13 protein-coding genes are annotated in these 13,712 nt (G+C 69.6%); 6 read left to right on the forward strand and 7 right to left on the reverse strand.

All coding sequences use genetic code 11. The features are described from left to right. Positions 1-28: 28 nt before the first annotated feature. Positions 29-1,495, reverse strand: coding sequence for a PucR family transcriptional regulator (locus Pme01_RS20355; RefSeq protein ID WP_168116497.1), 1,467 nt, complete (start codon positions 1,493-1,495; stop codon positions 29-31). A 150-nt stretch (positions 1,496-1,645) separates the two neighbouring features. Between Pme01_RS20355 and Pme01_RS20360 the strand changes: the two genes are divergently transcribed. From Pme01_RS20360 to Pme01_RS20375, 4 genes are all read left to right on the forward strand, one after another. Beyond that, positions 1,646-2,725, forward strand: a complete 1,080-nt coding sequence (locus tag Pme01_RS20360; protein WP_239088356.1) for an ABC transporter ATP-binding protein — start codon at positions 1,646-1,648, stop codon at positions 2,723-2,725. A 156-nt stretch (positions 2,726-2,881) separates the two neighbouring features. Continuing rightward, positions 2,882-4,078: an ABC transporter substrate-binding protein gene (locus Pme01_RS20365; protein WP_168116496.1), complete on the forward strand. Its 1,197-nt coding sequence runs from the start codon at positions 2,882-2,884 to the stop codon at positions 4,076-4,078. Beyond that, a complete protein-coding gene (locus Pme01_RS20370) occupies positions 4,078-4,983 on the forward strand; it encodes an ABC transporter permease (RefSeq protein WP_168116495.1) in 906 nt (301 codons plus the stop codon). Before Pme01_RS20365 ends, Pme01_RS20370 begins: the two co-directional genes overlap by 1 nt. After that, complete coding sequence (locus Pme01_RS20375; RefSeq protein WP_168116494.1) at positions 4,980-5,795, forward strand: ABC transporter permease; 816 nt, start codon at positions 4,980-4,982, stop codon at positions 5,793-5,795. Before Pme01_RS20370 ends, Pme01_RS20375 begins: the two co-directional genes overlap by 4 nt. Before the next feature lie 87 nt (positions 5,796-5,882). Here Pme01_RS20375 and Pme01_RS20380 read toward each other — a convergent pair whose 3' ends face one another. Continuing rightward, positions 5,883-6,173 (reverse strand): hypothetical protein, encoded by a 291-nt coding sequence (locus Pme01_RS20380; RefSeq protein ID WP_168116493.1) that lies wholly within the window; start codon positions 6,171-6,173, stop codon positions 5,883-5,885. Then, positions 6,170-6,388, reverse strand: coding sequence for a hypothetical protein (locus Pme01_RS20385; protein WP_168116492.1), 219 nt, complete (start codon positions 6,386-6,388; stop codon positions 6,170-6,172). Before Pme01_RS20385 ends, Pme01_RS20380 begins: the two co-directional genes overlap by 4 nt. Positions 6,389-6,471: 83 nt before the next feature. Here Pme01_RS20385 and Pme01_RS20390 point away from each other — a divergent pair, with 83 nt between their 5' ends. Further along, complete coding sequence (locus Pme01_RS20390) at positions 6,472-7,131, forward strand: TetR family transcriptional regulator (protein WP_168116491.1); 660 nt, start codon at positions 6,472-6,474, stop codon at positions 7,129-7,131. Positions 7,132-7,225: 94 nt separating this feature from the next. On the opposite strand, the gene Pme01_RS20395 is transcribed toward Pme01_RS20390, so the two are convergent. The 3 genes from Pme01_RS20395 to Pme01_RS20405 form a co-directional block, all read right to left on the reverse strand. Further along, positions 7,226-8,242, reverse strand: coding sequence for an acetamidase/formamidase family protein (locus Pme01_RS20395; RefSeq protein WP_168116490.1), 1,017 nt, complete (start codon positions 8,240-8,242; stop codon positions 7,226-7,228). Positions 8,243-8,286: 44 nt separating this feature from the next. Beyond that, positions 8,287-9,729 (reverse strand): APC family permease, encoded by a 1,443-nt coding sequence (locus Pme01_RS20400; protein ID WP_239088357.1) that lies wholly within the window; start codon positions 9,727-9,729, stop codon positions 8,287-8,289. 877 nt (positions 9,730-10,606) lie between these two features. Then, positions 10,607-10,771, reverse strand: a complete 165-nt coding sequence (locus tag Pme01_RS20405; protein ID WP_168116489.1) for a hypothetical protein — start codon at positions 10,769-10,771, stop codon at positions 10,607-10,609. A gap of 21 nt (positions 10,772-10,792) precedes the next feature. On the opposite strand from Pme01_RS20405, the gene Pme01_RS20410 reads away from it, so the two are divergent. Then, positions 10,793-12,193, forward strand: coding sequence for a recombinase family protein (locus Pme01_RS20410; protein WP_203935760.1), 1,401 nt, complete (start codon positions 10,793-10,795; stop codon positions 12,191-12,193). A 200-nt stretch (positions 12,194-12,393) separates the two neighbouring features. On the opposite strand, the gene Pme01_RS20415 is transcribed toward Pme01_RS20410, so the two are convergent. Next, positions 12,394-13,179: a rolling circle replication-associated protein gene (locus Pme01_RS20415; RefSeq protein WP_203935761.1), complete on the reverse strand. Its 786-nt coding sequence runs from the start codon at positions 13,177-13,179 to the stop codon at positions 12,394-12,396. Positions 13,180-13,712: the final 533 nt, after the last annotated feature.

The raw sequence follows: 13,712 nt of genomic DNA on the forward strand, positions 1-13,712 counted from the left end.
ACTCCTGTCTACCCCTGTCGTCGCCTCCTCAACGCGCCCCCAGCGTTACGGCCTGCAACGCGAGCCAGAACTGGACCCGGTCCTGGGTTGAGGCGAGCGACCGCCCGGTGAGCCGCTCGATCTGGTCCAGCCGGTACCGGACCGTGTTGCGGTGCACGAACAGCCGGCCCGCCACCCGCGCCACCGACGCGTCCTCCTCCAGGTACGTGCGGAGCGTCGCCACCAGATCCCCGCCGACCTGCTCGTCGAAGTCCAGCAACGGGGCGAGCACCGAGCGCCCAAGCTCGGTCAGCGGCAGCGCCTCGCTGGCGAGTAGCAGCCCGGGCAGGGACAGCGGCTCGCGGGCGTTGATCCCCGGCCCCCGGCTCAGCGCCTCGCGCGCCTCGTAGAAGCTCCACCGCAGGCCGGCCGCGCCGGGGTACGCCCCGCCGATACCGACCCGGGCGTTCTCCCCGAGCTGGGTGACGTAGCCGAGGGTCTGCCGGGCCACCTCGTCCACCGGCCTGCTCTCGCCCACGACCACCACGAGGTGCTCCCCCATGTACGCGGTGACCACCGGCTCGGCGGCGGTCGCGGACAGCGGGTACACGCCGCCGGGCAGCCCGCGCAGCCTGTCCCCGCCGGGGTCGGCGTCCCGCCCGGCGGCGGCGAGCAGGACGGTGTGCGGGCGGGCGGCGTCCACGCCGAACGTCGCCAGGCGCCGGGCGGCCTCGCCCTCGGAGAGGGTCGCCCGGACGATGTCCTCGATCACCTGGCCGACCAGCTCCCGGCGGGCGGCGAGGACCGCCTGCCGGCGGGCCAGCTCCAGCCCGACGAGGCTGGCCGCGTACGGCAGGACCTCGTGCGTGGCGGGCGTACGCAGGTGGGCCACCACCGCACCGGCCACTTCGATGGGGGCAGCTGATGCGACAGCGGATGAACCCGACCCGTCCTCCCACTCGGCGCCGGCCGGCGCGGCCGCGAGGCTCACCCCGTACGCGTCCAGCACCGCGACCGGAGCGCCGAGGAGCTGGGCCAGCGTGTGGACGAGGACGTCCAGGCCGCCGCCGGACAGCAGCGCCCGGGCCAGGGCGTCGTGCAGACGCAGCAGGTCACGCTGCCGGGCGTAGCTCTCGGCGGCGATCCGGTCGGCGACGTACCGGTCCACCGCGAGGAACGGCGTCTCGTAGGGCACCTCCAGGACCGGCAGGTCGTGCGCCTGCGCGGCCGCGATCACCGCCCGGGGTACGCGCTCGTGGGTCAGACCGGTACCGAAGCCGATGCCGGCCACGCCCCGCCGCGCGACGAGTTCCACGAACTCGCGCTGGGCGGCGGCGGAGCGCTGCCGCAGGCCGGTGGTCAGGACCAGCTCGCCGCCCTGCAGCCACGGGCGCGGGTCGGCCAGCTCGGTCACGGCGCACCAGCTCACCGGCCGCCGCAGCGCCTCGGGCGACCCCGTCAGCACGACGAGGTTCAGCCGCGTGCAGGCGACGATGTCGGCGAGCTGGAGAACCATGCCTCGGCACTGTAGTAGTGACCAGTCGGCATGGGAATGGTTGTGCATATATCCATTGAGCGGCACCCCGTCCGGCGCCTAACGTCCGGCGCATCCGCCGTTCCGTTATGTCCGGCGGTACCCACTCTTGCAGGGAGAAAGGCGACGAGCTTGGAAACGCCCGCGATCAGGTTGACGGGTCTGCGCAAGTCCTTCGGCGGCGTGGAGGCCGTGGCCGGGGTGGACCTGGAGATCGCCGACGGCGAGTTCTTCTCCATGCTGGGCCCGTCCGGCTCGGGTAAGACCACGGTGCTGCGCCTGATCGCGGGGTTCGAGCTGCCGACCTCGGGCGTGGTGGAGCTGGCCGGCGCCGACGTGACCCGCCGCGCGCCCTTCGAGCGCGACGTCAACACGGTCTTCCAGGACTACGCGCTGTTCCCGCACATGGACGTCATCGACAACGTCGAGTACGGCCTGAAGATCCGCAAGGTGGGGCGCCGGGAACGGCGGGAGCGCGCCGAGGCGGCGCTCGCCGCGGTCCGCCTGGAGGGGTACTCCCACCGCCGGCCCGGCCAGCTCTCCGGCGGGCAGCGGCAGCGGGTGGCGCTGGCCCGGGCCCTGGTCAACCGGCCCAAGGTGCTGCTGCTCGACGAGCCGCTCGGCGCCCTCGACCTCAAGCTGCGCGAGGAGATGCAGCTCGAACTCAAGCAGATCCAGCGCCAGGTCGGGATCACGTTCGTCTTCGTGACCCACGACCAGCAGGAGGCGCTGACCATGAGCGACCGGATCGCGGTGTTCAACGCCGGGCGGATCGAGCAGGTCGGCACCCCCGCCGAGGTGTACGACCAGCCGGGCAGCGCCTTCGTCGCCGGCTTCGTCGGTACCGCGAACGTGCTGCGCGACAAGGTCGCGCGGGCCGTCCTGGGTGAGGACGGCTGCTTCGCCATCCGGCCGGAGAAGATCGCGCTCGGCGGGCCGGCAGGGTCCGGCCCGGCAGGGTTCGGACCGGCAGAGCTCGGAGAGGCGGCGCCCGACGACGTCACAGCGACCGGCCGCGTCGTCGAGGCCGTGTACGCGGGCGCGACCACCCGGTTCGTGGTGCGGCTGGACGCGGGCTCCCCTGACAGCACCGCCCAACTGGTCGCGCTCCAGCAGAACCTGCGGACCTCGTCCGTGGACGTGCAGTCCTATCGCGACACTCCGGTCACCCTGCGCTGGCGGCGCGAGCACGCGATCCGCCTGCCCGACTAGAACGTCCCGCACACCGGCTGAACGTCCCGCACACCGACTGAACGTCCTGCACACCGGCTGAACGTCCCGCACACGGCTGAAATCCCGTCAGACGGACCACCCGTCCGACGAAAGGTCCCACCCGCATCCCGCCCGACTCCAACCCGAGGAGAGTCCATGCGTCGAGCGCGCATCATCACCGGCCTCGCAACGGCCGGACTACTGGCCCTGTCCGCGTGTTCCAGCGGATCGTCCGGCGGCGGCGCCAACCCGGCCGACGGCAAGCCGCCGAAGATCGACAAGCTGGCGTCGCTCGGCGCCGGCGAGGGCCAGGTCAACATCGTGTCCTGGGCCGGGTACGTCGAGAACGGCACGAACGACCCGAAGGTCAACTGGGTGACCGACTTCGAGAAGCAGACCGGGTGCAAGGTGAACTCCAAGGTCGCCGGCACCTCGGACGAGATGGTCACCCTGATGAAGTCCGGCGAGTACGACCTGGTCTCCGCCTCCGGTGACGCCTCGCTGCGGATGATCTACGGCGGCGTGGTGGCCCCGGTGAACACCGACCTCGTGCCCAACTACTCCGACGTCCGGGACTTCCTCAAGATGAAGTCCTGGAACTCGGTCGACAACGTCTCCTACGGGATCCCGCACGGCTGGGGCGCGAACCTGCTGGCGTACCGCACCGACAAGGTCAGCCCGGCGCCCACCTCCTGGAGCGTGGTGTTCGACAACGCGGCCGCCAACGCCAAGCACATCACCGCGTACGACTCGCCGATCTATATCGCCGACGCGGCGATGTACCTGATGGCGCACAAGCCGGAGCTCGGCATCAAGAACCCGTACGCGCTGGACGACAAGCAGTTCAACGCCGCGGTCGACCTCCTCAAGGCGCAGAACAAGAACGTCGGCGAGTACTGGTCGGACTACACCAAGGCGGTGCAGGCCCTCAAGTCGGGCAACACGGTGGCCGGCACCGCGTGGCAGGTCATCGTCAACCTGGCGGAGGCCGACCAGGCCCCGGTCGCCGCGGTGCTGCCCTCCGAGGGCGCGACCGGCTGGTCGGACACCTGGATGGTCGCCGCCAAGGCAAAGCACCCCAACTGCGCGTACAAGTGGATGGACTGGATCATCTCGCCGCAGACCAACGCACAGGCGGCGGAGTGGTTCGGCGAGGCGCCGGCAAACCCCAAGGCGTGCGAGTTCACGTCCGACAAGGGCCACTGCGACAAGTACCACGCCGCTGACGCCGCGTACGCCAGCAAGATCTGGTACTGGACCACGCCGACCACCAGGTGCCTGGACGGTCGTACGAATGTGACCTGCAAGGACTACGCCGCCTGGACCCAGGCGTGGACCGGAATCAAGGGCTGATGAGCCTGCTTTCCACCGACGCGGGCCGGTCCGGCTCTTCCGGGCCGGCCCGCCGGCTCGCCGCGTGGCTGCACCGTCACCCGTCGGCGCGGCTCTCCGCGCTGCTGTCCGCGCCGGTGCTCTGGCTGGGCGTGGCCTACCTGGGGTCGCTCGCGGTGCTGTTCCTCTCGGCGTTCTGGACGGTCAACTCGTTCACCGGCGAGGTGGTACGCCAGCCCACGCTGGACAACTTCCGCACCATCGTCACGGACGCGGTGTACCGCACCGTGACGCTGCGCAGCATCGGCGTCGCCGTCGCGGTGACGCTGGTCGACGCCGCCATCGCGCTGCCGATGGCCTTCTTCATGGCGAAGGTCGCCGCGCCACGGTGGCGCCGCCTGCTGGTCGTCGCCATCCTCACCCCGCTGTGGGCCAGTTACCTGGTCAAGGCATACGCCTGGCGGGTCATGCTGGCCAACGGAGGGCCGGTGGACTGGCTGCTGGGCGGCGACGGCAACGGCCCCGGGTACGGGCTGACCGCGACCATCCTGGTGCTGTCGTACCTCTGGCTGCCGTACATGATCCTGCCGATCTACGCCGGCCTGGAGCGGCTGCCGGACTCCCTTCTGGACGCCTCGGCCGACCTGGGCGCCCGGGCCGGGCGCACGTTCCGCTCGGTCGTGCTGCCCATCGTCGTCCCCGCCGTGGTGGCCGGCTCGATCTTCACCTTCTCACTGTCACTGGGCGACTACATCGCGGTGCAGATCGTCGGCGGCAAGACCCAACTGATCGGCAATCTCGTGTACGCGAACATCGGCGCCGCGAACAACCTGCCGTTCTCGGCGGCACTCGCCACGATCCCCGTGCTGATCATGGTTGTCTATCTGGTCGCGGTGCGGCGCAGCGGCGCGTTGGAGGAACTGTGAATCTTTCCCCTGCAGCGCGCTGGCTGCTGCGCGGCGCCATGGCGCTGGGCCTGGCGTTCATCTACGTGCCGCTGGCGATCGTGTTGATCAACTCGTTCAACGCCGACCGGACGTTCGCCTGGCCGCCACCGCGCTGGACGACGGACTGGTGGGCCCGCGCGTGGGACAACGAGGGCGCCCGCGCCGCGCTGCTGACCTCGGTCAAGGCCGGGCTGGGCGCGACCGTGGTGGCGCTGGTGCTCGGCACGATGATCGCGTTCGCGGTACAGCGGTACCGGTTCTTCGGCCGCGAGACGCTCTCCCTGCTGGTGGTCCTGCCGATCGCGCTGCCCGGCATCGTCACCGGCATCGCACTGGACACCGCGTTCCGTACCGTCGTCGCACCGCTCGGCGTCGGCAAGGGCCTGCTGTCCGTCGTCATAGGACACGCCACGTTCTGCGTCGTGGTCGCCTACAACAACGTGCTGGCGCGGCTGCGGCGTACCGGGGCCAGCCTGGAGGAGGCCTCGGCCGACCTGGGCGCGTCGACGTTCCAGACCTTCCGGTACGTGACGTTCCCGCTGATCCGGTCGGCGCTGTTCGCCGGCGGGCTGCTCGCCTTCGCGCTGTCGTTCGACGAGATCATCGTGACCACGTTCACCGCCGGTGCGGGTACCCGCACCCTGCCGCTGTGGATCTTCGACAACCTGTTCCGGCCCAACCAGGCGCCGGTCATCAACGTGGTCGCCGCGGTGCTCATCGTGCTGTCGGTGATCCCGATCTACCTGGCGCAGCGGATCTCCGCAGACACGGCAAGCGGCGGCCGCCTGTAGCTTCCGCCGTTCCGACTTCTCCCATGATCACGGAGACTCTTCCGCCCGCTGGCCCGGAAGAGTCTCCGTGATCATGCATGGGAGGTCCTAACCGACGTTCCAGTCGAGGACTCCGTTGTGGACCTTGCCGGCCACCAGGACGACGAGGACGACCAGGTCCGCGATACCGAGACCGATGCCGAGCAGGGCGGCGGCCCGCCCGAGACGTCCCAGCGAGGCGCCTCTTTCGATGTCACCACGTGCCGCCCGCGCACCCAGGACGATCGCGATCGGTCCGAACACGACGTTGAACAGGAAAAGCCCGACCGAGCCGAAGAGCAGCGCGGCCGCGGCACGGTCGTCGAGCCGTCGGTACGGGTGGCGCTTGACGACGTTCACGACCGCTCGGTCCCACCGGCCGAGCCGGCTGTGCTGGCGGTGCCGGCTGAGCTGGCGGTGCCGGCGGTACTCAACGCCCGCAGTCGCCACATGACGGCGATGATCACGCAACCGACGACGAGAGCTGCCGCGATCAGCGGCAGCGGGTGGCCGCTCAGCGCGGCGGTACCGACGACCAGGAGAGCTACCAGGAAGGCACCCACGAGGGTGGCCACGATGACTCCTTTCGGCGTACAACCGTTTACTGAGTCAAGCCTGGCCTACTTGCTATTCAGCGAACAGGTGTTTACTGAGTGACATGACCCATACTCCGCCCAGCACTCTCGGGCCCCGCGCCACGCAGAAGCTCCAGACGAGACAGGCGCTGCTGCAGGCGGTACTGCGGCTCACCGAGCACCAGAGCCTGGGCGGCCTGAGCCTGCGCGAGGTCAGCCGGGCCGCGGGGATCGTGCCAGCCGGCTTCTACCGGCACTTCCCCGACATGGAGAGCCTCGGAGTAGCGCTGGTCGAACAGTCGCTGGGCGGCCTGCGGACCGCGCTGCGAGCAGTACGCGTGGGTCTGACGGAGAGCGACGAGATCGCTCGTCGCTCCGTCGAGGTGCTCGCCCGAGAGGTCCGCGCCCAGCGGGACCAGTTCCGCTTCATCTCCCGCGAGCGCTACGGAGGCATGCAGCGGGTACGGCAGGCGATCCACGACCAGTTGCGACTGATCAGCGAGGAGTTGGCCACGGACCTGCGGTCCGGCGACGTCACCGCCTCGTCGGTACTGGCTGACTGGAGCGAAGAGGACGTACGGATCCTCACCGACATGATCGTCAACCACATGACCTCGACCGCCGCGGCCATCGTGGACGTCCCGCCCGGCCGGCCGGCGGTCGGACACCAGGTCATCGCCACCGCCACCACGCAGCTTCAGCTCATCATCGTCGGCGCCCGGCACTGGCTCGACCCCGCCTGAAAGAGACGCTGTGGACGGCAGCGCCCGGTGGCTTGTAGCACCCGGTGGCTGTAGCGCCCGCTGGATGTGGTCGGCCGGAGCGCCGCCCTTCACGTCAACGCGCCGTCCCCAGATAGGAAGCCGCAGTCTGCCGCAGCCGTGCGTGCACCCCGTCGTACGCCACGGCACCGCCCAGGTAGCGCTTGTCCAGCCGGGCGACCATCGTGTAGTTCGGGTCGCAGACGTTGCCCACCGGCGCCTCACCGGCCTGGCTCACCAACTGGTAGGCGTCCAGCTGGTCCAGACCCACCAGGCCGGCCGTCCACGTGATCAGGTCATGCTGGCTGATCCGGTACGCGTCCTCGAGCGGTCGCGCCGAGCCGGTCGACATCAGCGCGCCGTCGGTCTCCAGCCGCGGCCACGGCGTGCCGACACCCTTGATGACATCGACGATGACGGTGGTGTTCATCGCGGCCTCGACGGCGGTACCGCACACCTCGCCGTGCCCCTGCCGGCAGTGTCCGTCGCCGAGGGCGAACAGCGCGCCCGGCACGTTGACCCCGAAGTACGCGGTGACGCCCGCCCGTAGCTCCGGCGTGTCCATGTTGCCGCCGTGCGCGTCGGGCGTGATCGTGACGCGGGCCTCGAACGCTCCCGGAGCGACGCCGACCGTACCGTGCATCGGATCCAGCGGCATCTCGACCGTGTAGTCGCCGCGCCGGGCGTGGTAGCGGACCACACCGGCGTCCTTGTCGACGTCGTACATCCACACCACCTCCTCCAGCGGCGGGTGGAGGGTGGCCGTGGTGTGCGTACCGGTCAACGCGCCGAAGTGCGGGAACGTGGTGGAGACGGCCCAGTCCCGGGCCGGCTCGATCGAGACGAAGTGTACGGCCAGGGTGTCCCCGGGCTCGGCGCCCTCGACGTAGAACGGCCCGGTCACCGGGTTGAGGTACGGCATCTCGCAGACCTGTGACGGCAGGTCGCCAACCCCGCGCACCCGGCCGCCGAAGCAGTCCTCGGTGTACAGCTCGAGCACCGTGCCGGGGCGTACCCGGCGCACCGGCTCCCGGCCGCCGAACGTGTACGACAGCTCGTCCGGTTCCGGCCGGTAGCTCAGTACGTCAGTCATTCAGCACCTCAGTCATTCAACACCTCGGTCATTCAGCACCTCGGTCATTCAGCACTCCCTACGGTTGCGGGCTGCGTCTCATCCGGCCCGGCCTCATCCAGCCCGGCGAGCCTGGGGCGCCGGCCGGTGGCGTACAACGTAATCAGGATGACCGCGCCGATACCGAGCCACACGAAGCCGAGCACCTGGGCGGCCACCTTAGCGTTGATCACCACGTACGCGAGAATTCCGAACCCGATCACCGGTACGACGAGGTGGCGCAGCCAGTCCCGGCTCCTCCGCCGGATGATGTAGTGCACGACGACCGACACGTGCAGGGCCAGGAACGCGGTCATGGCACCGAAGTTGACCAGCGTCGACATCAGCGAGATACCGTCGTCGCGGGTCGCCATGTACAGGCCGAGCGCGAGCGACACCGCCGCGACCAGGAAGGTCGCATTTGCCGGTACCTTGTGCCTGGGGTGGATCTTCGCCAGGAAGCCGGGCATCTGCCGGTCGCGGGCCATCGCGTACAGCAGCCGGGACGTCGCGGCCTGCGCGACCAGGGAGTTGGCGAAGCCCCACGCGATTGCGGTGGCGAGCGCGGTCAGGCCGGCGAGCCAGGCGCCGCCGGCCGCCCGCGCCGCGTCGTAGAACGCGGTCCCCGCCGGGTCGCCCTCGTTGAGAAGCTTGGCCGGATCGGGTACGAGCAGCGAGGCCACCCAGGTCTGCACGACGAAGAGCGTGCCGGCGAGCAGCAGCGCCACGACCATGGACCGGCCGATCCGGCGGGCCTCCACGCGGCTCTCCTCAGCCAGCATGGAGATGCCGTCGAAGCCGAGGAACGACAGCACCGCCACGGAGACGGCGCCGAAGACGAGCGGCCACGAGAAGGTACCGGAGTTGTACACCGGGGCCAGCGCCGAGCCGGTCCCCTTACCCTGGGCCAACGCCACCACCCCGACCACGAGGAAAATGGCGAGCACGGCCAGCTCCGCGACAATCATGATGCGGGTGATCCGGGCGGTCATCTCGATGCCGAGGTAGTTGACGACCGTGTTGAGCACGACGAACGCCGCGAGCCACACCGCCACCGGGATCGCCGGCACGAGCGAGTGCATCGCCACGCTCGCCACGAGGTACAGCAGACCGGGTACGAGCACGTAGTCGAGCAGGATCACCCAGCCGGCGAGGAAACCGACCGGCGGTGCGATGCCCCGCCCTGCGTAGCTGTAGACCGACCCGGCCATCGGGAACGCGCGGACCATCTGGGAGTACGACAGCGCACTGAACATCATGGCGACCATGCCGATGATGTACGCGAGGGCGACCATGCCACCGGAGCCGGCGAACACGCTGCCGAAGATGCCGAACGGCGCGATCGGGACCATGAAGATGAGGCCGTAGATGAGCAGGTCGGCAAAGCTGAGGGAACGGCTGAGCTCCTGACGGTAGCCGAACTGCTGCAACTGCGCAGCGGCCGCCGGTTCGTCGGGCGGAAGGGCCACGGCGCGCTTCCTTTCCGTCAAGGGATCGATCCCGTCGGGGATCGACGGAATGTTGGCCGCACGATAACCAACACGCTTGAACTTGAAAAGGTTTCGGACGCAACATTTGGGTGGCACGGATGGCACGGGTGGCGCGGGTGGGGCGTCGTGGCTGGTATCGACGCCCGACGATCTGAGCGTGGCGTTCCGGTTCGGCGTTCCGGTTCGGCGGTCCAGTTCGGCAGTCCCGGTTCGGCGGTCCAGTTCGGCAGTCCGGTTCGGCAGTCCCGGTTCGGCGGTCCAGTTCGGCGGTCCAGTTCGACGGTCCGGTTCGGACGCGGGACTTGGCTGGTCGCGCCCAGTCCCCCGTCGTGGTGCGCAGGCACGAGTGGCCTGGGCGGCGTCGCCGGTACGGACCAGATCGTTGTCTCCGGCCTGACGAAGTGGCTTGGACCGCGTCGTGGTGCGGACCGGCTTCTCGGGCCGCGTCGCGATGCGGGCCTGTGCCGCGGGCCGCATCGCCGCGACTTGGTGGCCTGCGTGCGTCCACGCGGACCGGTGGTCCGGGTCGCGTCGCGTGTGACGTCCTAGGATGCTAGGTGTCTGGCCTGGGGGAGCGTTCAGGCCGGTCGATTGGCGTTGGCCTCTCTGATCCAGTTCGGTTGTGTGGCCAATGACGCGGTGCGCAGCAGGACGCGGCATCGCCACGCCGGTCCCCCGGCATGCAGATCATCGTGCCGATGCGCCGGCTGTCCGTATTGCGCCGGTCCCGGCCACGCAGCACCGCCGCGCCTGTCCCTGGCCACACACCGTTGCCGCGCCGGTGCGGCGTGGGCGCGTGGGCGGCATCGCCCCGTGTCTGCTCTGCTCCTGCGCACGCCCCTCTCCAGTCGGTCGCCTACTCGCGTCGGTGGTAGCGGTTGCGCTGGGGCTTCTGTTCCGGGTCGATGTGGGTCGGTGGGGTGAAGTCGGGGTGTCCGTCGGTGGGGTTGATCGTCACCTGCCAGTCGCTGTGGTGGATCAGTCGGTGGTGGTGGCCGCAGAGCAGGACGGCGTTGACCAATAATCGTTAAGCTGCCCCCTTGTGAATGAAGTGCGCGCGGCGGCGATATACGCCCGGATCAGCAGCGATGTCGAGGGCTCCGGACTCGGAGTCGAGCGGCAGTTGGAGGACTGCCGCAAGCTGGCCAAGTCACGTGGTTGGACGGTTGCCGAGGAGTACCGCGACGACGGCATCTCGGCCTACTCCGGCACGCGCAGACCGGCGTACCAGCGGATGCTTGCGGACCTGGCCGATGGGCAGCGCGACGCGGTGATCGTCTACCACCCCGACCGGCTCACGCGACGCCCGAGCGAGCTAGAGGACTTCCTCAAGGTGATCGATAAGGCCGGTGTGCGCCAGGTGCACTTCGTCGCCATGCCGACCGACGTGATGACCGGCGACGGGCTGTTGCTGCTCCGAATCACCGCCGCCGTCGCAGCCCACGAGTCAGACACGAAAAGCCGGAGGGTTCGCCGCAAGGTTGAACAGAACGCCAAACTGGGCAAGCCCCACGGTGGGCGACGGGCGTTCGGCTACGCCAAGGACGGCCTGGCCGTCAATGAGGACGAGGCGGCGGTCATTCGCCAGCTTGCCACTCGCTTCCTGGCAGGCGAGTCGCTGCGATCGCTCGCTGTCTGGCTCGAGGACCAGGGCGTGAAGACCGTCGTCGGCAACCAATGGCGAACCCCGACGCTGCGCGGGATGTTGGCGTCACCGCGCATCGCCGGTTTGCGTCAGCACCAGGGAAACGTGCTCGGTAAGGCACAGTGGTCGGCCATCATCACCGAGGACGAGCACCGCCGCATCGTGGCGCTGATGCAGCAGAAGGCCCGATCCGGCAAGCGCGCCCCGCGCAGCTACCTGCTGTCGGGGCTGCTGCGCTGCGGCAAGTGCAACGCAACCCTGTACTCCGCCCGCCGCGCAGGCACCGTCCGCCGCTACGTCTGTCAGAGTGGACCCGACCACGGCGGCTGCGGTGGGATCTACATAACGGCCGAGCCAGTGGAACTGCTCATCCGCGACGCGGTGCTGATCCGCCTCGAAAGAGGCAAGGTAGCCGATGCGATGGCAGGCTGGGCAGCCCGCGACGAGCAGATCGCCGCTGTCGCTGAACAGCTTGCCGACGACCAGGCGCAGCTTGAGGAACTAGTTGCAGCCTATGCCGCCAAGCAGATCCCGATGCGCGAGTGGCTGCTCGCACGCGCCCCCATCGAGCAGCGGATCAAGGCTGCTGAACAGCGCATGATGTCGCTGTCTGGCAACGAAGCGCTACGGGGCCTGCCCAGCAACGGCGCGGCGCTACGCGGATCGTGGGACGGGCTCAACCTCGACCGGCAGGCCGCCATCGTGCGCGCCGTTCTTGACCACGCCGTGATCGCGCCCGGTGTCCTCGGCGCCCGCGCCGTCGACCCGAACCGGGTGGAGCCGGTGTGGCGGCTGTAGGGCGTCACGGCGACGCGCGGCCCGGGGCGGCGCTGCCGCGCTGCCGTCGGGCCGCGCCTGCGCCGCCCCGCCCAGCAGAGCGCAGACCCGGCCGACCACGAGCGGATCGGTGATCGCGACCTGGACGCCTTGCTTGCGGCAGGACGCTTCCAGCCACGCAGCCACCACTTCTTCGGGAAACCCTTGCGTGCCAGGCATGTTCACGCCCACTGCGCCCAGATCGCTGGCGCACCACGCCAGTCGGATAGGTCAGCAGACGACCAGCGCAGCACCGGCGCAGCGCCGAACCCGGCCGATGCCTGCCCGAGGACATGATCAGCCGAGTGACCGGTCAGCCGTACCGCCTTCGGCTGAAACCCCTGCGCCACCTCGTATCGGTGCAGCCCGGCCGGACGGTCAGCGTCGGCGAATGACTTGGTGACGTACTTGGACAGGTAGCGCGCTGCGAGGCGCGCCTGATCCAATGTCCCGCTGCCGACCGGCAGATCGTTGAGTTGCTTGATGCTGACGAAACCGCGGCCCCACGCCCGCTTGATGACCGACTGCTTGATGAACCGCCCGACCGCGAAGTGCACATGCAAGCCGTGGCCGCCCGGATGCCACTCCGGCACCCACACATACGGAAACGCGCCACCGCCCAGGTGAGCGCGCAGCACCGGGAAGAACACCCCGAGGTCGGCGCGCACCTGGCGGGGATCGTGACAGCCTGCACCGCGATAGGTCAGGGTTCCCAGCCGGTTGAGCCGATTCGTCGCACAGTAGCGGCGCAGTTTTGCGCGCGCCCGCCGTGCCGCCTCATCCCGAGCGCGTTCGGCGTCGGCCGCCTGGCCGCGAACCCCCTGCCCACCACGTCGCGGCGTTGACGGCACGAAGCAGCCGCCCGCCTCCCGCGCCTGCGGATATACCGACAGCACCCACGACGCGCTCTCCGGACGCGCCAACCGCGCGACCACCGGACTAACAGACCCACCCACGAAGAACCCCAAGCCGAGTGACCTTGCCCCGGTTGGGCGGTTCATGAGTGGAAGCGCGGCACCGGGAGCTCGAACTCAACCGGTGCGCATGAACATGGGTGGGGCCTGGCCCACGACGTTGGATCCTCCGGCGTGCGGACCGCGCCGGCCATGCCCTCGACACTCCTCGGGCCGTCGTATCCCTGCAAGCAAACGGCCTGCTGCGGACCCCGGGACCAGGGTCGGATTCTGTGACAGGTGGTACAGCCGCCGGTTGCGCGGCCTCCGCAGGAACGGACCATAGCGGACGAGGCGGGCAAGGCGGATCAGTTGCGGTCCGACACGCCGCACTCTCTGAGGTGCTGCCGCGTCGGGCTGCCGCCCGACTTGCCACCGGGTTACCTGAGTTGCGGTCCGGGGACTGGCTTGCGCTTGGGTTCCCGCGAGTTTCGTTGCTACTTCAAGTCAAGTGCGCGGCGCACGCCGCGCGTGCCCCGCGCCCTCCCACGCTCAGCCACGCGGTAAACCCGGCCTATAAGGGGACAGATTAAGAACTAGCGGCGTTG

It is taken from the genome of Planosporangium mesophilum, assembly GCF_016863255.1.
GTDB classification, from domain to species: Bacteria; Actinomycetota; Actinomycetes; order Mycobacteriales; family Micromonosporaceae; genus Planosporangium; species Planosporangium mesophilum.

Bases quoted from the DNA above. Each gene is read 5' to 3' on its own strand.
- Pme01_RS20355 (WP_168116497.1), bottom strand. From the start codon at position 1,495: ATGGTTCTCCAGCTCGCCGACATCGTCGCCTGCACGCGGCTGAACCTC.
- Pme01_RS20365 (WP_168116496.1), top strand. From the start codon at position 2,882: ATGCGTCGAGCGCGCATCATCACCGGCCTCGCAACGGCCGGACTACTG.
- Pme01_RS20370 (WP_168116495.1), top strand. From the start codon at position 4,078: ATGAGCCTGCTTTCCACCGACGCGGGCCGGTCCGGCTCTTCCGGGCCG.
- Pme01_RS20390 (WP_168116491.1), top strand. From the start codon at position 6,472: ATGACCCATACTCCGCCCAGCACTCTCGGGCCCCGCGCCACGCAGAAG.
- Pme01_RS20395 (WP_168116490.1), bottom strand. From the start codon at position 8,242: ATGACTGACGTACTGAGCTACCGGCCGGAACCGGACGAGCTGTCGTAC.